24 protein-coding genes are annotated in these 19005 nt (G+C 41.5%); 20 read left to right on the forward strand and 4 right to left on the reverse strand.

Annotated features, from left to right (window positions below; genetic code table 11):
• Positions 1 to 46 precede the first annotated feature (46 nt).
• The 11 genes from rimP to QM469_RS06110 all read left to right on the forward strand — a co-directional run bounded on the left by rimP (position 47) and on the right by QM469_RS06110 (position 8961).
• The gene (gene rimP / locus QM469_RS06060; RefSeq protein ID WP_000338687.1) at positions 47 to 526 is read left to right on the forward strand and encodes a ribosome maturation factor RimP; all 480 of its coding nucleotides are present in this window, start codon (positions 47 to 49) and stop codon (positions 524 to 526) included.
• A gap of 42 nt (positions 527 to 568) precedes the next feature.
• The gene (nusA, locus tag QM469_RS06065) at positions 569 to 1705 is read left to right on the forward strand and encodes a transcription termination factor NusA (RefSeq protein ID WP_414260749.1); all 1137 of its coding nucleotides are present in this window, start codon (positions 569 to 571) and stop codon (positions 1703 to 1705) included.
• Positions 1706 to 1727: 22 nt separating this feature from the next.
• Positions 1728 to 2021: an RNase P modulator RnpM gene (rnpM, locus tag QM469_RS06070; RefSeq protein ID WP_414276274.1), complete on the forward strand. Its 294-nt coding sequence runs from the start codon at positions 1728 to 1730 to the stop codon at positions 2019 to 2021.
• Entirely contained in the window at positions 2014 to 2313 is a 300-nt protein-coding gene (locus QM469_RS06075; RefSeq protein ID WP_049504276.1) for a YlxQ-related RNA-binding protein, read from the forward strand. The genes rnpM and QM469_RS06075 overlap by 8 nt, the downstream gene beginning before the upstream one ends.
• A gap of 16 nt (positions 2314 to 2329) precedes the next feature.
• Positions 2330 to 5083, forward strand: coding sequence for a translation initiation factor IF-2 (gene infB, locus QM469_RS06080; protein WP_414276275.1), 2754 nt, complete (start codon positions 2330 to 2332; stop codon positions 5081 to 5083).
• A gap of 251 nt (positions 5084 to 5334) precedes the next feature.
• Positions 5335 to 5685 (forward strand): 30S ribosome-binding factor RbfA, encoded by a 351-nt coding sequence (gene rbfA / locus QM469_RS06085; protein WP_049527021.1) that lies wholly within the window; start codon positions 5335 to 5337, stop codon positions 5683 to 5685.
• Positions 5686 to 5844: 159 nt separating this feature from the next.
• Positions 5845 to 6624: a hypothetical protein gene (locus tag QM469_RS06090; RefSeq protein ID WP_414276276.1), complete on the forward strand. Its 780-nt coding sequence runs from the start codon at positions 5845 to 5847 to the stop codon at positions 6622 to 6624.
• Position 6625: 1 nt separating this feature from the next.
• A complete protein-coding gene (locus QM469_RS06095) occupies positions 6626 to 6808 on the forward strand; it encodes a hypothetical protein (RefSeq protein WP_414276277.1) in 183 nt (60 codons plus the stop codon).
• Positions 6809 to 7129: 321 nt separating this feature from the next.
• The gene (locus QM469_RS06100) at positions 7130 to 7363 is read left to right on the forward strand and encodes a DUF1858 domain-containing protein (protein WP_000368731.1); all 234 of its coding nucleotides are present in this window, start codon (positions 7130 to 7132) and stop codon (positions 7361 to 7363) included.
• Positions 7363 to 8697, forward strand: a complete 1335-nt coding sequence (locus QM469_RS06105; protein ID WP_414276278.1) for a DUF438 domain-containing protein — start codon at positions 7363 to 7365, stop codon at positions 8695 to 8697. The genes QM469_RS06100 and QM469_RS06105 overlap by 1 nt, the downstream gene beginning before the upstream one ends.
• Positions 8698 to 8706: 9 nt before the next feature.
• Entirely contained in the window at positions 8707 to 8961 is a 255-nt protein-coding gene (locus QM469_RS06110; protein ID WP_414276279.1) for a DUF1912 family protein, read from the forward strand.
• Between the two features lie 37 nt (positions 8962 to 8998).
• Here QM469_RS06110 and QM469_RS06115 read toward each other — a convergent pair whose 3' ends face one another.
• Entirely contained in the window at positions 8999 to 9304 is a 306-nt protein-coding gene (locus QM469_RS06115; protein WP_414276280.1) for a DUF898 family protein, read from the reverse strand.
• Positions 9305 to 9468: 164 nt separating this feature from the next.
• Between QM469_RS06115 and QM469_RS06120 the strand changes: the two genes are divergently transcribed.
• From QM469_RS06120 to groL, 7 genes are all read left to right on the forward strand, one after another.
• Positions 9469 to 9759: a DUF4651 domain-containing protein gene (locus QM469_RS06120; RefSeq protein WP_414276281.1), complete on the forward strand. Its 291-nt coding sequence runs from the start codon at positions 9469 to 9471 to the stop codon at positions 9757 to 9759.
• A complete protein-coding gene (locus QM469_RS06125; RefSeq protein WP_414276282.1) occupies positions 9756 to 10073 on the forward strand; it encodes a thioredoxin family protein in 318 nt (105 codons plus the stop codon). The genes QM469_RS06120 and QM469_RS06125 overlap by 4 nt, the downstream gene beginning before the upstream one ends.
• A 13-nt stretch (positions 10074 to 10086) precedes the next feature.
• On the forward strand, positions 10087 to 10713 hold the full coding sequence (gene ytpR, locus QM469_RS06130) for a YtpR family tRNA-binding protein (RefSeq protein ID WP_414276283.1): 627 nt from the start codon (positions 10087 to 10089) through the stop codon (positions 10711 to 10713).
• A gap of 41 nt (positions 10714 to 10754) precedes the next feature.
• Entirely contained in the window at positions 10755 to 11516 is a 762-nt protein-coding gene (locus tag QM469_RS06135) for an SDR family NAD(P)-dependent oxidoreductase (protein WP_414276284.1), read from the forward strand.
• Positions 11517 to 11591: 75 nt separating this feature from the next.
• Positions 11592 to 11987, forward strand: a complete 396-nt coding sequence (locus tag QM469_RS06140; RefSeq protein ID WP_049527040.1) for a single-stranded DNA-binding protein — start codon at positions 11592 to 11594, stop codon at positions 11985 to 11987.
• A gap of 155 nt (positions 11988 to 12142) precedes the next feature.
• A complete protein-coding gene (groES, locus tag QM469_RS06145) occupies positions 12143 to 12424 on the forward strand; it encodes a co-chaperone GroES (RefSeq protein ID WP_414276285.1) in 282 nt (93 codons plus the stop codon).
• Between the two features lie 18 nt (positions 12425 to 12442).
• A complete protein-coding gene (gene groL / locus QM469_RS06150; protein WP_320692799.1) occupies positions 12443 to 14062 on the forward strand; it encodes a chaperonin GroEL in 1620 nt (539 codons plus the stop codon).
• Between the two features lie 98 nt (positions 14063 to 14160).
• Here the strand turns inward: groL and serS are convergent, their stop codons facing one another.
• The 3 genes from serS to QM469_RS06165 form a co-directional block, all read right to left on the reverse strand.
• On the reverse strand, positions 14161 to 15435 hold the full coding sequence (serS, locus tag QM469_RS06155; RefSeq protein ID WP_000884217.1) for a serine--tRNA ligase: 1275 nt from the start codon (positions 15433 to 15435) through the stop codon (positions 14161 to 14163).
• A gap of 213 nt (positions 15436 to 15648) precedes the next feature.
• Positions 15649 to 16020, reverse strand: coding sequence for a DUF956 family protein (locus QM469_RS06160; RefSeq protein ID WP_049508922.1), 372 nt, complete (start codon positions 16018 to 16020; stop codon positions 15649 to 15651).
• A 2-nt stretch (positions 16021 to 16022) separates the two neighbouring features.
• Positions 16023 to 17387 carry an aspartate kinase gene (locus QM469_RS06165; RefSeq protein WP_414276286.1) on the reverse strand — a complete coding sequence of 455 codons (1365 nt, stop codon included), beginning with the start codon at positions 17385 to 17387 and terminating at the stop codon, positions 16023 to 16025.
• A gap of 158 nt (positions 17388 to 17545) precedes the next feature.
• Here QM469_RS06165 and QM469_RS06170 point away from each other — a divergent pair, with 158 nt between their 5' ends.
• Positions 17546 to 18106 carry a hypothetical protein gene (locus tag QM469_RS06170; RefSeq protein WP_248034683.1) on the forward strand — a complete coding sequence of 187 codons (561 nt, stop codon included), beginning with the start codon at positions 17546 to 17548 and terminating at the stop codon, positions 18104 to 18106.
• A gap of 110 nt (positions 18107 to 18216) precedes the next feature.
• Positions 18217 to 19002: an enoyl-CoA hydratase gene (locus QM469_RS06175; RefSeq protein WP_414276287.1), complete on the forward strand. Its 786-nt coding sequence runs from the start codon at positions 18217 to 18219 to the stop codon at positions 19000 to 19002.
• The last annotated feature ends 3 nt before the right edge of the window (positions 19003 to 19005 follow it).

Raw genomic sequence — 19005 nt, forward strand, 5'->3', positions numbered from 1 at the left:
GAGAAAGTGAGGCGGGGAAATATCTTCGCCTCTTGCTTATGAGGAGGTGGACGCAATCGCAACTATCGTAGAATTAGTCAGAGAAGTCGTAGAACCTGTCATTGAAGCTCCCTTTGAACTCGTGGATATCGAGTACGGAAAGATTGGCAGTGACATGATTCTTAGTATTTTTGTAGATAAACCAGAGGGAATTACCTTGAACGACACAGCGGACTTGACAGAGATTATCAGTCCTGTCCTAGATACTATCAAGCCAGATCCCTTCCCAGAACAATATTTCCTAGAAATCACCAGCCCAGGCTTGGAACGTCCTTTGAAAACCAAGGAAGCAGTCGCTGGAGCAGTTGGGAAATACATCCATGTTGGACTTTACCAAGCCATCGATAAGCAAAAGGTCTTTGAAGGAACCTTGCTAGCCTTTGAAGAGGATGAGTTGACTATGGAATATATGGACAAGACACGTAAGAAAACGGTCCAAATCCCATACAGTTTGGTGTCAAAAGCACGTTTAGCAGTAAAATTATAGTAAAAGAAAGGAAGCTTTTGAAGATTCAAAAGTGAATAGAAGATGAGTAAAGAAATGCTAGAGGCCTTCCGCATTTTGGAAGAAGACAAGGGAATCAAAAAAGAAGACATCATTGATGCAGTGGTGGAATCGCTTCGTTCAGCCTATCGCAGACGCTATGGGCAGTCTGATAGCGTAGCCATTGATTTCAACGAAAAGACAGGTGACTTTACAGTTTATACTGTCCGTGAAGTTGTTGATGAAGTATTTGATAGCCGTTTGGAAATCAGCTTAAAAGATGCTCTTGCCATTAACTCAGCTTACGAGCTTGGGGACAAGATTAAATTTGAAGAAGCACCAGGTGAGTTTGGTCGTGTAGCAGCTCAATCTGCCAAACAAACCATCATGGAAAAAATGCGCAAGCAAACACGTGCCATTACCTACAATACTTACAAAGAGCATGAGCAAGAAATTATGTCAGGTACAGTGGAGCGCTTCGACAATCGCTTTATCTATGTCAACCTTGGCAGCATCGAAGCTCAATTGTCAAAACAAGACCAAATTCCTGGAGAAGTTTTTGCTTCTCATGATCGTATCGAAGTTTATGTCTACAAGGTTGAAGACAATCCTCGTGGTGTGAACGTATTTGTGAGTCGTAGCCATCCAGAAATGATCAAACGCTTGATGGAACAAGAAATTCCTGAGGTCTATGACGGAACTGTTGAAATCATGAGTGTTGCTCGTGAAGCAGGTGACCGTACCAAGGTTGCTGTTCGTAGCCATAATCCAAACGTGGATGCGATCGGGACAATCGTCGGACGTGGTGGTGCTAACATCAAGAAAATTACTAGCAAATTCCACCCAGCTCGCTACGATGCCAAGAGCGATCGTATGGTTCCAATCGAAGAAAACATCGACGTTATCGAATGGGTAGCCGATCCAGCTGAATTTATCTACAACGCTATCGCTCCTGCAGAAGTTGACCAAGTTATCTTTGATGAAAACGACAGCAAGCGTGCCTTGGTCGTTGTGCCAGATAACAAGCTTTCTCTTGCCATCGGTCGCCGTGGACAAAATGTTCGTTTGGCAGCTCATTTGACAGGATATCGTATCGATATCAAGTCTGCCAGTGAGTTTGAAGCCATGGAAGCAGCAGAAGAAGCTGACCAGGTAGAAGCAGATGAATTGGTAGAAGAATAAGAGCTGATCAGAGGAGGGAAGGATGAAAACTAGAAAAATCCCTTTGCGCAAGTCTGTTGTTTCCAATGAAGTGATTGATAAGCGAGATTTACTCCGTATTGTCAAGAACAAAGAAGGACAGGTCTTTATCGACCCAACAGGCAAGGCTAGTGGTCGTGGCGCTTATATCAAGCTAGACAATGCAGAAGCCCTTGAGGCCAAAAAGAAAAAAGTCTTTAACCGTAGCTTTAGTATGGAAGTTGAAGAAAGCTTTTATGACGAGTTGATTGCCTATGTCGATCACAAAGTGAAAAGAAGAGAGTTAGGACTTGAATAAGCAAAAAATTGCCAATCTCTTGGGACTTGCTCAAAGAGCAGGGAAAATCATCTCGGGTGAAGAAATGGTGGTCAAGGCCATTCAAGACCAGAAAGTAAAGCTGGTATTTCTCGCTCATGATGCCGCCCCCAACCTGACCAAGAAGATTCAGGATAAAAGTCATTATTATCAAGTAGAAGTTATTACCGTGTTTTCAACACTGGAATTAAGCATAGCAGTCGGAAAATCAAGAAAAGTTTTGGCTGTGACAGATGCTGGATTTACAAAGAAAATGAGGTCTCTTATGGAATAGAAGAGGAGGACATGATTTGTCTAAGAAAAGATTGTACGAAATCGCAAAAGAACTTGGAAAAGAAAGTAAAGAAGTTGTAGCGCGTGCAAAAGAGTTGGGCTTGGATGTAAAAAGCCACTCATCAAGTGTGGAGGAAGCAGCTGCTTCAAAAATCGTAGCAAGTTTTAAACCTGCTCCTGCTCCAAAGGTAGAATCGAAACCTGTGGCTCCAAAGCCAGTTGACGCTAAGGAAGAGGCAAAACCAGCAGCAGCTGTTGCCCCTAAAGAAGAAAAAGTGGCACCAGCAAAACCGCAGAGTCGAAACTTTAAGGCTGAGCGTGAAGCACGTGCAAAAGAGCAGGCTGAACGACGCAAGCAAAATAAGGGTAATAACCGTGACCATCAACAAAATGGGAATCGTCAAAAAAATGATAACCGTAATGGTGGTAAACAAGGTCAAGGCAATCGTGACAACCGTCGATTCAATGATCAAGGTAAAAAACAACAAGGTCAGCAAAATCGCGGAAATGATCGCCGCAAGCAAGAGGACAACCGTCCAAATCAAGCTGGCCCACGTGTTGACTTTAAAGCCCGTGCAGCTGCTCTAAAGGCAGAGCAAAATGCAGAATATGCTCGTTCAAGTGAGGAACGCTTCAAGCAAACTCAAGCAGCTAAAGAAGCCTTGACCCAAGCAAACAAACGCAAGGAACCTGAGGAAATCTTTGAAGAAGCTGCTAAGTTAGCTGAACAAGCGCAGCCAGTTCAACCAGTGGTTGAAGTTGCTCCTGCAGCTAAAGAACCTGTAGTGGATACACGTCGTAAGAAACAAGCCCGACCAGACAAAGAACGTGATGATTTCGATCACGAAGAAGATGGTCCTAGAAAACAACAAAAGAATCGAAGTAGTCAAAATCAAGTGAGAAATCAAAGAAATAGTAACTGGAACAATAACAAAAAGAATAAAAAAGGCAATAACAAAAATAACCGTAATCAGGCACCAAAACCTGTTACAGAGCGTAAGTTCCATGAATTGCCAACAGAATTTGAATATACAGATGGTATGACCGTTGCGGAAATCGCAAAACGTATCAAACGCGAACCAGCTGAGATTGTTAAGAAACTCTTCATGATGGGTGTGATGGCGACACAAAACCAGTCCTTGGACGGTGAAACAATCGAACTCCTCATGGTCGATTACGGTATTGATGCGAAACAAAAGGTTGAAGTGGACAATGCTGATATCGAACGTTTCTTCGCTGAAGATGGTTATCTCAATGAAGATGAACTTGTAGAGCGTCCACCAGTTGTTACTATCATGGGACACGTTGACCATGGTAAAACAACCCTCTTGGATACCCTTCGTAATTCTCGTGTTGCAACAGGAGAAGCAGGTGGTATCACTCAGCATATCGGTGCCTACCAAATCGTGGAAAATGGCAAGAAGATTACCTTCCTTGATACACCAGGACACGCGGCCTTTACTTCTATGCGTGCGCGTGGTGCTTCTGTTACCGATATTACTATCTTGGTCGTAGCGGCAGATGATGGGGTTATGCCTCAGACAATCGAAGCCATCAACCACTCAAAAGCTGCTAATGTTCCAATCATCGTAGCCATCAACAAAATCGATAAACCAGGTGCCAACCCAGAACGTGTGATCGGTGAATTGGCTGAACACGGTGTTATGTCAACTGCCTGGGGTGGAGATTCTGAGTTTGTAGAAATCTCAGCTAAATTCAACCAAAATATCGATGAACTCTTGGAAACTGTTCTACTTGTGGCTGAAATCCAAGAACTCAAAGCAGATCCAACAGTTCGTGCCATTGGTACTGTTATTGAAGCTCGTTTGGATAAAGGAAAAGGTGCAGTTGCGACCCTCCTTGTCCAACAAGGTACTTTGAACGTTCAAGATCCAATCGTTGTCGGAAATACTTTCGGACGTGTCCGTGCTATGACTAACGACCTTGGACGTCGTGTGAAGGTTGCAGGCCCATCAACACCAGTATCTATCACTGGTTTGAATGAAGCGCCAATGGCAGGTGACCACTTTGCTGTTTACGAAGATGAAAAATCTGCGCGTGCAGCTGGTGAAGAACGTGCCAAACGTGCTCTTATGAAGCAACGTCAAGCTACTCAACGTGTTAGCCTTGAAAACCTCTTTGATACCCTTAAAGCAGGAGAACTCAAGTCAGTTAACGTCATCATCAAAGCCGACGTACAAGGTTCTGTTGAAGCTCTCTCTGCATCACTTCAAAAGATTGATGTGGAAGGCGTTAAAGTAACTATTGTTCACTCAGCAGTTGGTGCTATCAATGAATCTGACGTGACTCTTGCCGAGGCTTCAAATGCCTTTATCGTTGGTTTCAACGTGCGTCCTACACCACAAGCTCGTCAACAAGCAGAAGCTGACGATGTAGAAATCCGTCTCCACAGTATCATCTACAAGGTTATCGAAGAGATGGAAGAAGCCATGAAAGGGATGCTTGACCCAGAATTTAAAGAAAAAGTTATCGGTGAAGCGATCATCCGCGAAACCTTCAAGGTATCTAAAGTGGGAACAATCGGTGGATTTATGGTTACCAGCGGTAAAGTTACTCGCGACTCTAAAGTCCGTGTCATCCGTGATGGTGTCGTTATTTACGATGGTGCCCTAGCTAGCTTGAAACACTATAAAGATGACGTTAAAGAAGTTACAAACGGCCGTGAAGGTGGTCTCATGATTGACGGCTACAATGATATCAAGATGGATGATGTGATTGAAGCTTATATCATGGAAGAAATCAAGAGATAAGGTTTTTGCTCCTTTCTTAGGTGGTGAGGGACACAAGCAAACCGATGGTTTCATTGCTTATTTTTGAGCCTAGAGTCCCCAAAATACCCAGTGATTGAATTGAATTATCAGTCCAATCACTTTCGCCACGGTGAAAGAAGCAGATAAGTTCAAATTGAACTTCGTTTCAATTTGAATTGAAAATCAATAAGTTTAAAAATAGCTAGGTCTGCTGGCCTAGCTTTTGGTTCAATTGAGAGAAAGGAAAACGCATGGCAAATCATTTCCGTACGGACCGTGTGGGCATGGAAATCAAGCGCGAAGTCAATGAGATTTTGCAAAAGAAAGTCCGTGATCCGCGTGTCCAAGGTGTGACTATCACTGATGTTCAGATGCTAGGTGATTTATCTATGGCTAAGGTTTACTACACTATTTTGAGTAATCTTGCTTCAGATAATCAGAAAGCTCAAGTCGGACTTGAAAAAGCAACTGGTACTATCAAACGTGAACTTGGTCGCAATTTGAAATTGTACAAAATTCCAGACTTAACTTTTGTCAAAGATGAATCCATCGAATATGGAAACAAAATTGATGAAATGCTACGCAATCTGGATAAACATTAAGCAGAAAGAGGGGAAACCCTCTTTTTTGTGTGTCTATAAGTAGGTCATTGTCTAGTCAGATTAGATGAGTAGAAATCAAGAAAATAAATCTTGAAAATATCATTTATTCCATAAATATGATAAGATAAAGCTTGATATGAATGAAAAACGGAGATAGAGATGGCTAAAGAAGATGTGGCGATGCATGTGTTGCAACAGGTAGTAAAACTTCCTGTCGTCAAAGTGAACCGGTCAAAATTTTTAATGGATAAATTCTCTAAGAAAGTGGCTTCAAAGGATATTCCTAGATTATTGGAAGAAGGGCCGACAGCTTTATTACCTAAGGAAACCTTAGATCAAGTGGCCAATGCCTGTATTAAAGATAATGTTTTACTGGCAAGTGGGACATCTGTTTTGGCAGGTTTGCCAGGAGGTATTGCCATGGCAGTTACCATTCCGACAGATGTAGCCCAATTTTACGCATTTTCATTAAAACTAGCCCAGGAGCTAGGCTATATTTACGGCTATGATGATCTCTGGGCTTCGCGAAATGAGCTGAGCGAAGAAGCTAAAAATACCCTCTTGCTCTATCTGGGAGTGATGTTGGGAGTAAATGGTGCGGGCGCTCTACTTCGTTCTGGTGGTGTTACAGTTGCTAAGCAAGTGATGAAAATTGTAAACAAAAAGGCTTTGACAAAGACTCTTTGGTATCCAATTTTGGAAAAAGCTCTGAAAATCTTTGGAGTGAATCTGACTAAGGGAGGATTGGCTAAGGGGATGGGAAAAGTTATTCCTATCTTAGGTGGAGTCCTATCAGGTGGCTTAACTTTTGCGACCATGAAACCCATGGGAGAAAGATTGCAAAAAGAATTGTCCAAATTGATTAACTACGATGAAGCACAATATCAAAGAGATGTTGCCACTATCCGAAAAGAAGTGGAAATCATAGAAGGAGATTGACATGGGGATCATAACAGTACTGGTCAAAACCTACGGTAATTATCTTCTTACAAGGCAAGCTTTAAAAGTTGCAGAAACCATAAAAAAAGATGAAAACATAGTCGTTAGTTTGGGAAAATTAGTTCTCGTAGATAAGCTTATGGATACAGCTACTTGGTTAATGAAGCCGGAGGATAAAGAATGAAATCTTTTTGGAGACTCTTCACTCTTCTTTTTATAACACCAATTGTTGGTTTGATAAAAATTCTCTGGTTTCTAATCTCTTTCGCCTTCCAATTACTGTTCTATAGAATTCTTTTCAAGATCATAGATTGGTTTTTCAAACTTCTCTGATGATCATGGTAAGGATAAGACTTTGAGGTTTTACTAGGAAAAGTCTATATAATTAGAAATAATGAAATTATACGAAATAAACTAGCAAGTCTTCTACTGCTAGTTTTTTAATCTTTGCCCTTGTGGTATAATAAAAAAGAAAAAACTGTTAGAGAATATGATGGAGGTTATGATGGACAATATCATTGATGTATCTATTCCTGTTGCGGAAGTTGTGGACAAGCATCCAGAAGTTTTAGATATCCTAGTAGAACTCGGTTTTAAACCTCTTGCAAATCCTTTGATGCGAAATACAGTCGGACGAAAAGTATCGCTCAAACAGGGGTCTAAACTGGAGGGAACTCCTATGGATAAGATTGTGCGCACACTTGAAGCAAATGGTTACGAAGTGATTGGAATAGACTAATGGCAGATGAACGTATTCATATCCTACGGGATATTTTATTAGAATTGCATAATGGAGCCTCCCCTGAATCCGTTCAGGAACGCTTTGATGCAACCTTTACAGGTGTATCAGCTATCGAGATTTCTCTCATGGAGCACGAGTTGATGAACTCTGACTCAGGTGTGACATTTGAAGACGTCATGGAGCTCTGTGATGTTCATGCCAATCTCTTTAAGAATGCTGTTAAGGGTGTCGAAGTTGAGGACACCGATCATCCTGGTCATCCTGTGCGTGTTTTTAAGGATGAAAATCTAGCTCTCCGTGCTGCCTTGATTCGTGTTCGAAGATTGTTAGACACATATGAGTCTATGGAAGACGAGGAAATGCTTGCAGAGATGCGTAAGGGGTTGGTTCGTCAGATGGGGCTTGTAGGTCAGTTCGACCGTCACTACCAGCGCAAGGAAAAACTCTTCTTTCCTATCATGGAGCGTTATGGACATGATTCGCCTCCAAAAGTCATGTGGGGAGTGGATGATCAAATCAGGGAACTTTATCAAAAAGCCTTGGGGACAGTTAGGTCACTACCAGAATCATCCATTGGTATTGTAAAGACAGATTTTGAGGCTTTTGCGACTGAATTTGAGAGTATGATTTTCAAGGAAGAGTCCATCCTCCTCATGATTCTGCTCGAATCCTTCACCCAGGATGACTGGATTCAGATTGCCGAGGAAAGTGATGCTTATGGCTATGCGATCATCCGGCCATCTGAAAAATGGGTTCCTGAACGTAAAAGCTTTGTTGAGAAGAAAAGTGTAGAAGAAGCAAGTCGGTCAGAAACTGTAGATGGACAGGTTCAACAAGTGATTGATACGCCAGAGGGTCAGTTTACCATCACCTTTACACCTAAGGAAAAGGAAGCAGTGATGGACCGAAATAGTCAGCAGGCTTTTGGAAATGGCTATCTTTCAGTTGAACAGGCGAATCTTATCCTTAATCATTTGCCTATGGAGATTACCTTTGTCAATAAAGATGATATCTTCCAGTATTACAATGACAATACGCCAGCAAAAGAGATGATTTTCAAGCGGACACCGTCTCAAGTTGGGCGCAATGTTGAGCTATGTCATCCGCCCAAGTACCTTGATAAGGTTAAGACCATTATGAAAGGTCTTCGTGACGGGGTCAAGGACAAGTACGAGATGTGGTTCAAGTCCGAGTCACGAGGTAAGTTTGTCCATATCACCTATGCTGCAGTACACGATGAAAATGGAGAATTTCAAGGTGTATTGGAGTATGTTCAGGATATCCAGCCTTACCGTGAGATTGATACAGATTATTATCGAGGAATAGAATAAGGAGAAACAATGAGTTACGAACAAGAATTTATGAAAGAATTTGAAGCCTGGGTCAATACCCAGATCATGATCAATGACATGGCGCATAAGGAAAGCCAAAAAGTCTATGAAGAAGATCAAGATGAGCGTGCTAAAGATGCCATGATTCGCTATGAAAGTCGCTTGGATGCCTACCAGTTCTTGCTAGGCAAGTTTGAAAATTTCAAGGCAGGCAAGGGTTTTCATGAATTGCCAGAGGATTTGTTTGGTGAGAGATATTATTAAGAGCTATAAAAAAAGTGTGGTCTATAAACCGCACTTTTTACATATGATGGGTATGCTTGGTAATCCATTGTTCTGTTTTTATTTTTAACCAAAATGAATAGATTTCAAGAGTGATAATCGTCAGTAAGAACCATTTGATCCAATTTCCAAATAACTGGGCACCAGTTCCATCAAAATATAAACGTTGATCATCGATGACAGTATGTCTGACTTTCCAACCTTGCATAAAACAAACGGCCCAAGGTGTGGCAATTTCTAGAGTTAAGGCGATGATGAAAAAAGCGACAATCGAGTGTCCAATAAAGCTGAGTAATCCACCGTCAAAATAACTTTCTTTGTTCATATAGAGTCTCCTTAGAATTTTATGGATAAGTAAATCATTACTTTGAGGTGTTGTACCATAGGAGGAGATAGGAGTCAATATTTCTTGAAATGAGGTACATATAGTTCAAACGAAAATAGCATTCACGATTTGTCCTACTTATCTTTTTGTGTTACAATGTTAGCATGAAAACGAAAAATATCATTAAAACAGGTTTGGCATTAGTAGGCCTCGGAGCACTTGCTTTTGGAGCTAAGAAAGTAGCCGATGACCACAAACTCATGAAAACGCAGGAAGAGTTGACCGCTCTTGTGCGTGACTCCTTTTCAGAGATGGGTGAGATAGCGACTCTCTATGTCCAAGTGTACGAAAGTAGCCTAGAACGTCTCGTTGGTGGTGTCATTTTTGAAGATGGTCGTCACTATACCTTTGTCTATGAAGATGAAGATCTCATCTATGAGGAGGAAGTCTTATGATTTCTCCTAAGAGTATCGAAGAATTAGCAAATCTAGTAGAGCAGGATGGCAAGAAGGTCTTCCTTTTTGTTGCGGATTGGTGTGGCGATTGTCGTTATATCTACCCTGCTTTGCCAGAGATTGAAGAGTCAAATCCAGAGTTTACCTTTATACGAGTAGACCGTGATGAGTACATGGACTTAGCCAAACTTTGGGATGTTTACGGGATTCCAAGTCTTGTTGTCTTAGATAAGGACAAGGAGATTGGACGCTTTGTCAATCGTGATCGTAAAACCAAGGCACAAATAAACGACTTTTTAGCAGGATTAAAATAGGAGAAAAGAAAGAATGATTTTTACATATAACAAAGAACATGTTGGTGATGTCCTTATGGTCATCGTGAAAAACAGTGGCGATGCCAAACTAGATGTTGAACGTAAAGGCAATGTAGCGCGTGTTTTCCTAAAGGAAACAGGTGAAACTGTTGCTTGGAATATTTTTGAAGTTTCTAGCTTATTCGAAATTGAGGAACGTGGTCAAGTATTCTTGACAGACGACCAAGTAGCTCGTTTGAATCAAGAATTGCAGGCGGAAGGTTTTACAGAGGAAATTGTTAATGACAAGGAACCTAAGTTTGTTGTTGGTGAGATTGTCGAGATGGTAGCTCATCCAGATAGTGACCACCTCAACATCTGCCAAGTTGCAGTCGCAAGTGACAAGACAGTGCAAATCGTTGCAGGTGCTCCCAATGCGCGTGTCGGTTTGAAAACCATTGTCGCTCTTCCAGGAGCTATGATGCCCAAAGGCAATCTCATTTTCCCAGGTGAACTTCGTGGGGAAAAGAGTTTTGGGATGATGTGTAGTCCTCGTGAACTTGCCTTGCCAAATGCTCCGCAAAAACGTGGTGTCATTGAACTGTCAGACGACCAGGTAGTTGGAACACCCTTTGACCCAGCTAAGCACTGGACTGCTTAGTCACTAAAAGTGATTTATAATCTTCGCTTGAGGGAAATAAGATGGCAAAAAATGTAGTCATTACAGGTGCAACATCAGGTATTGGTGAAGCAATTGCGCGTGCCTATCTAGAAAAAGGTGAGAATATTGTTCTCACAGGACGTCGAACAGAAAGACTTGAAGCTCTCAAAACTGAGTTCGCAGAAGCCTTTCCAAATCAAAAAGTCTGGACCTTTCCTTTAGATGTTACGGATATGAGCATGGTTAAGACTGTTTGTTCGGAAATTATAGAGACTGTAGGTCAGATTGATATATTGGTCAATAACGCTGGACTTGCTTTAGGCTTAGCTCCCTATCAGGATTATGAAGAGTTGGATATGCTGACCATGCTGGATACCAATGTCAAGGGCTTGATGGCTGTTACTCGTTGTCTCTTGCCTTCTATGGTGACTGCAAATCAAGGCCATATCATTAATATGGGTTCAACCGCAGGTATTTACGCTTACGCTGGTGCAGCAGTCTATTCAGCAACCAAGGCTGCAGTCAAAACCTTTTCAGATGGACTACGGATTGATACCATCGCGACAGATATCAAGGTGACAACCATTCAACCTGGTATTGTAGAGACTGATTTTTCAAAAGTCCGTTTCCATGGAGATGAGGAACGGGCTGCAACGGTCTATCAGGGACTCGAAGCCTTACAGGCACAAGATATCGCAGATGCTGTGGTTTATGTGACCAGCCAACCTCGTCGTGTGCAAATCACAGATGTGACCATCATGGCCAATCAACAAGCAACTGGATTTATGATTCATAGAGACTAACATTATTTTAAAAAAGTTACAAATTTTGTAACTTTTTTCTTTTACCTTCGAATAGATAAGTAGGAGGATGAAAAAATGTTTAATAAAATTATTCTTATTGGAAGAATTGTGGCAACACCAGAATTGCACAAAACCAACAATGACAAGTCTGTTGCACGAGCAACTATCGCAGTGAATCGCCGTTATAAAGATCAAAATGGGGAACGTGAAGCAGACTTCATCAATATTGTAGTCTGGGGCAAACTTGCTGAAACTTTGGCGAGTTATGGAAGCAAAGGCAGTCTCATTTCTGTGGATGGGGAACTACGTACCCGTCGCTTCGAGAAAAATGGACAGACCAACTATGTAACAGAAGTTCTCTGTACGGGCTTCCAACTCTTAGAAAGTCGCGCCCAACGTGCTATGCGTGAAAATAATGCTGGACAAGACTTAGCAGATTTGGTCTTGGAAGAAGAGGAACTTCCATTCTAAAATGACAAGAGTTTGAGAATTTTCTCCAACTCTTTTTGTGCTATAAATCAGACTTTTTTCTTGACTATTTTTGACCAAGTGATACAATAGAACTATGGTTTAGCACTCATGTATAAAGAGTGCTAACAATATGATTATGTTATGGAGGAAAACAAATGTTGAAACCATTAGGAGACCGTGTGGTCTTAAAAATTGAAGAAAAAGAACAAACTGTCGGAGGCTTTGTCCTAGCAGGAACATCTCAAGAAAAAACAAAAACAGCTACTGTAGTGGCTACTGGACAAGGTGTTCGTACCTTGAGCGGTGAGTTAGTCGCTCCAAGTGTAAAAGTTGGAGATCAGGTTTTAGTGGAAGCTCATGCAGGTATTGATGTCAAAGATGGTGATGAAAAGTATATCATCGTAGGTGAAGCAAATATCTTGGCAATCGTGGAATAATAGAAGGAGAAAGTAAGTATGGCAAAAGACATTAAATTTTCATCTGATGCACGTTCAGCTATGGTTCGTGGTGTTGATATCCTAGCTGATACTGTTAAAGTAACCTTGGGGCCTAAAGGTCGTAACGTTGTGCTTGAAAAATCATTTGGTTCTCCATTGATCACCAACGACGGTGTAACAATCGCCAAAGAAATCGAGTTAGAAGACCATTTTGAAAATATGGGTGCCAAATTGGTGTCAGAAGTGGCTTCTAAAACCAATGATATCGCTGGTGACGGGACAACTACTGCAACAGTATTGACTCAGGCCATTGTTCGTGAAGGGATCAAAAACGTTACGGCTGGCGCAAACCCAATCGGTATCCGTCGTGGGATTGAAGCAGCAGTTGCAACTGCTGTAGAAGCCTTGAAGAACAATGCTATTCCTGTCGCCAACAAAGAAGCTATCGCGCAGGTTGCTGCTGTCTCATCTCGTTCTGAAAAAGTTGGTGAGTACATCTCTGAAGCCATGGAAAAAGTTGGCAAGGATGGAGTCATCACCATTGAAGAATCACGTGGGATGGAAACAGAGCTTGAAGTTGTAGAAGGAATGCAATTTGACCGTGGTTATCTATCACAGTACATGGTCACTGACAATGAAAAAATGGTTGCAGACCTTGAAAATCCATACATTTTGATTACAGATAAGAAGATTTCAAATATCCAAGAAATCTTGCCACTTCTAGAAAGCATTCTTCAAAGCAGTCGTCCACTTTTGATTATTGCAGACGATGTTGACGGTGAAGCTCTTCCAACTCTTGTTTTGAACAAAATTCGTGGAACCTTCAACGTCGTTGCTGTTAAGGCGCCTGGATTTGGTGATCGTCGTAAGGCTATGCTGGAAGATATTGCCATTTTGACAGGCGGAACTGTTATCACAGAAGATCTTGGTCTTGAATTGAAAGATGCTACCATTGAAGCACTTGGTCAAGCAGCTAAAGTGTCTGTTGATAAAGATAGTACAGTCATTGTAGAAGGTGCAGGTAATCCTGAAGCAATTGCTAACCGTGTTGCTGTCATAAAATCACAAATTGAAACAACAACTTCAGAATTTGACCGTGAAAAACTCCAAGAACGCTTGGCTAAGTTGTCAGGTGGGGTAGCAGTTATCAAGGTTGGTGCTGCAACAGAAACAGAATTGAAAGAAATGAAACTCCGCATCGAAGACGCTCTCAATGCGACTCGCGCAGCTGTTGAAGAAGGTATCGTTGCAGGTGGTGGTACTGCCCTTGTCAATGTTATCTCTGCTGTTGCGACCTTGGAGTTAGAAGGTGATGAAGCAACAGGACGTAACATTGTTCTTCGTGCCTTGGAAGAACCTGTACGCCAAATCGCTTATAATGCAGGTTATGAAGGTTCAATTGTTATCGATCGTTTGAAAAATGCAGAGCTTGGAACAGGCTTCAATGCTGCAACAGGTGAATGGGTCAACATGATTGAAGCAGGAATTATCGATCCTGTTAAGGTTAGCCGTTCAGCCCTTCAGAATGCAGCTTCAGTAGCAAGCTTAATTCTAACAACAGAAGCAGTCGTAGCGAATAAACCAGAACCTGCTGCACCAGCGCCAGCTATGGATCCATCTATGATGGGTGGCTACTAAGAAATAAATAAAAACAGGTAGAATGAAAGATTTCTACCTGTTTCTTTTGAATTACTCAAAAAGAGGAAGCTCAGCCTCCTCTTTTTACATCTATTTAATTATGGTTTGATAACTTCAGCTCCACCCATGTATGGACGAAGAACTTCTGGAATGGTCACAGAACCATCTTCGTTTTGATAGTTTTCAAGGATAGCAGCGACTGTACGTCCAACAGCAAGTCCAGAACCATTCAAAGTATGAAGAAGTTTAACCTTACCATCGGCTTCATCACGGTAACGGATTTGGGCACGACGAGCTTGGAAATCTTCTGTATTTGAACAGCTTGAGATTTCACGATAAGTATTTTGCGCAGGAATCCATACTTCCAAGTCATAAGTCTTAGCAGCAGAGAAGCCCATGTCTCCTGTAGAAAGAGCAACTACACGGTATGGAAGGTTGAGTTTTTGAAGGATATTTTCAGCGTTAGCTGTCATCTTTTCAAGTTCTTCATATGATTCTTCAGGTTTAGCAAATTTCACCATTTCTACCTTGTGGAATTGGTGTAAACGAATCAAACCACGAGTATCACGACCAGCTGAACCAGCTTCAGAACGGAATGATGGGCTCATAGCAGTAAAGTAGATTGGCAAGTCTTTTCCATCAAGAATTTCATCACGGTAGTAGTTGGTCAGAGGAACTTCAGCTGTAGGAATGAGGACGTAGTTCGTATCTTTCAATTCAAATGTATCTTCTTTGAATTTTGGATATTGTCCTGTACCGAACATAGAATCATGGTTAACCATGTAAGGTGTGATGACTTCAGTGTAGCCTTCTTTTCCATGTTCATCCAACATAAAGTTGTAGATAGCACGTTCCAAACGAGCCCCGAGGCCTTTATAGAAGAGGAAGCGCGCTCCAGTTACCTTCCCACCACGTTCCCAGTCAAGAATACCAAGATCTTCACCTAGATCCCAGTGAGCTTTTGGTTCAAAGTCGAACTCGCGAGGAGTTCCCCAACGGCGAACTTCTACATTATCATCTTCGTCTGCACCGATAGGCACGCTATCAGCTGGGATATTTGGAAGTGTAGTGGTAAATTCTGTCAATTTAGCATCGATTTCAGCCAATTCTGCATCAAGAGCTTTTACCTCGGCAGAGAGGGTTTGCATCGCAGCAATCTTGTCATCGGCATTTTCCTTGTTACGTTTAGCTTGTGCAATCTCAGCAGAAACTGTGTTACGTTCAGCCTTGAGAGTTTCAACCTTGACCAAGATGTCACGTCGTTTGGCATCGATTTCTTTCATCTCGTTCAAGATAGCAGCATCTACACCACGTGTAGCTAGTTTTTCTGCGACAGCATCAAAGTCTGTACGAATACGTTTGATATCTAACATATAAACTCCTTTATGAAAAAAGCACACCCGACAAAGCGTTGGAGTGGCAGGGCCACGGTTCCATCCAACTTCACAGGTGTGCACTTGATTATGTATTTAGTTTGTAACAACGGTAGAATTTCAATTAAATCTTCTATCTGCTCGCAGCACCCGCAGACTTTCTGAAAGAAGTAAGTAACCTACTTATCCGTTTCTATGATTATACTAAACTTTCTATTTTTTTGCAAATAGATTTTTAATTTTTCGACCAATGATTTGGACTAAGGTAGGAAGTTTGACTACCTTGTCATTTCCCAGTTTTTCACGAGCTATTTTAAGAATTTTTCCAGAGTCTTTTGAGGCGAAGAGAAATTTTCCTTGATCTGTAAAGATTTCAAAATGACGACTAACCTTGCGGCCTGAAACATTGGCTCCGATTTGATTAATGCTGGACCATGGAATTTGAATATAGTCCTCGACATTTCGATCTGCGTAAAATTCTAGCGCATGATCTCCAACCAGAAATTTTCCAACCTTTCCTGTAATGGAGAGATAGGAAGTTCCAGTTGTTTGCAAGTCGACGACCTTGTTGAGGGATTGTGCCATGTTTAGTCTTCCTTATTTTCACCGAAAAATGCTTGGTAGAGAGCTTTAAGAGCGGCTTTTTCTTGGTCTTTATGGACAACAAACATGATAGAAACTTCACTAGAGCCTTGTGACATCATTTGGATGTTGATGTTGTTCTCAGATAAGGCACGAGTGGCTGTAGCAGTTACCCCGATATGACGCTTCATTTTTTCCCCAACAATCATAATGATAGACAGGTCGTGTTCGATTTCAGCGTGGTCTACCTCTGCTTTTTGGACTAACTGACGAAGGATTTCTTCTTCCTTGATCGGAGTCAATTCTCGTGAACGTAAGATGATAGACAGGTCATCGATACCAGTTGGCATGTGTTCCCAACCAATATTAAGGTCCTCAAGGATCTGAAGAACTTTACGACCAAAACCGATTTCGCGGTTCATCAGATATTTAGACATATTAATGCTGACAAAGCCAGAATCACCAGCGATTCCAACAACTGGGAATTTGTCGCTGCTATGTTGTAGCACAATGCGAGTACCTGGGTGGTCTGGATTGTTGGTATTTTTAATGACAAGAGGAATTTTCCCACGGTAGGCAGGAAGAAGGGCTTCGTCATGAAGGACAGAGAAACCTGCATAAGCCAATTCACGCATTTCACGGTAGGTCAATTCAGGGATAGAGTGTGGCTTATGGATAATACCAGGGTGGGCTGCAAAGATTCCATCTACATCCGTAAAGTTTTCATAGAGGTCAGCCTTGACACCAGCAGCAATGATAGAACCAGTGATATCTGAACCCCCACGTGAGAAGGTACAAATTTGATCTTCTTTCGTAACACCGAAGAAACCAGGGATAACAAGAACTTCAGTTGAATTTGTCAATTCCTCGATTTTATCGTAACTTGATGGGATGATACGTGCATTTCCAGGTTCGCTCGTAACGACGATACCAGCTTCTCTAGGATGAACATAACGCGCCTCCAAGCCATTTTGGTTAAAGTAGGCTGCAATCAATTTGGCATTGTTGTTTTCCCCTGCAGCAAGGAAGGTATCGTAGAGAAATTCATTGTCTTCAATTGGAAGAGTTGCGAGAGCACGGATGCTTTTTGAAATTTTATCTAAAACGGCTGGTTTAAGACCTAATTCGCTAACCATGGCAGCATAACGATCAATAATCCAGTTTTGACGTTTACTGATATCGTTACCAGCTACATAGTCGCGGTAGTATTTAATCAAGGCATCTGTAACCTTAGTATCTTCAGAATTACGTTTACCAGGGGCAGATACAACCACAAAACGACGTTCTGGGTCACTTTTGACAATATTTAAAACTTTTTCTAATTGACTAGCAGAGGCAAGCGAGCTTCCACCAAATTTAACAACCTTCATAAGAACTCCTAAAGTAAGTATTTTATACGATTATAGCAGAAAGAGGGGCTTTTTTCAATCTGGAAAATTTCCTATATAATTGTTTGAATGTCTCATCAAGAAAGCTTATAATAAAGATGTAGGGGGAAAGACTCTTCTGATGAAAGGAGTTGGGAAAGATGATTAAAAGAGTGTTTTGTTTAATACTACTAGTCCTTACCTTCGTGATGAATCCTACAAATATAGGAGCAACTTCTCATCCTCTTCCCAGTGGTCGTTTGACCGGAGAAGAATTAGCGATTGAGTATGCTCAGGAAGGTCAGATATCAGTTGAGAGGGCTAAAATTATCTTATCTATCGGCTTGTCAGATAGTCAGTCAAGGACTTATCGAATTCTCTCTGAAAAGATTATCGTCAATCCTAACTATGAAGCTAGAGTCAAGTTTTACTGTCAAACAGATGAGAGTGGACAATTTAGAGGAATCACGAAACTCTTAGCTGCAAGTCTGGTCGACAAGGATGGGGATAAGGAAGTTCCTTTTACAGGAAATCTTTTTGCCTACCTTGAAGATCCAAATCGTGTTTTTTACATGGTTTCAGGAGAATTCTACCATAAGGGACCCAACCAAGCACAGCTCTATCAGAGAGAAGGAGGACGAATGCTTGAAGTGATTTATGATTTTATGGATGATACAAGTACTGGTTTTCCTGTATTTTTAGAGACCAAACTAAGCTTTTAAAATCGGCCGAGACACTTTCGGTCGATTTTTCTCTTGTCTTATAAACAAGAAAAATATATAATTTGAAAATAAAATAATTTAAACATCATTGTAATTTGAAAGGAGTGGCTATGGATCATATTCTCTATCAAGTTCAAGACGATTTAGCGATACTAACTTTAAATCGTCCTGAGGTGGCCAATGGTTTTCATATTCCTATGTGTCAAGAAATTCTAGAAGCATTGGAATTGGCTGAAAAAGATGCTTCGGTTTCGTTTGTTCTCATTAATGCTCCCGGCAAAGTCTTCTCTGTTGGGGGCGATCTAGTAGAAATGAAACGTGCTGTTGAAGAGGATGATATTGTCTCCCTCACCCAAATCGCGGAGTTAGTAAATACGATTTCCTATAAGATTAAACAAATTCCTAAACCAGTCATTATGGAGGTGGATGGAGCAGTTGCTGGGGCGGCGGCTAATATGGCCTTGGCAGTTGATTTCTGTATTGCTTCTGACAGAGCTAAATTCATCCAGGCCTTTGTAGGTGTGGGCTTGGCTCCAGACGCGGGAGGTTTATTCTTGCTGACACGATCGCTAGGAACGACTCGGGCAACGCAGCTTGCCATGACCGGTGAAGCTTTTACAGCTGAGAATGCTTTAGAAGCAGGTGCTGTCTATCGTATGTGTGCTAGTGATCAACTGGAAAAGACAAGAGAACAATTGTTGAAGAAGTTGAGAAGAGGCTCCTCTAACTCCTATGCTGCTATTAAGAAGTTAGTCTGGGAGAGCGAGTTTAAGCAGTGGCACGAGTACGCACAGCTAGAATTGGAATTGCAAAAATCTCTATCTTATACGGAGGATTTCAAAGAAGGTGTTCGTGCACATTCTGAAAGAAGACGTCCAAAATTTTTGGGGAAATAATAA

Source organism: Streptococcus infantis, from assembly GCF_047464215.1.
Lineage (GTDB): Bacteria > Bacillota > Bacilli > Lactobacillales > Streptococcaceae > Streptococcus > Streptococcus infantis_P.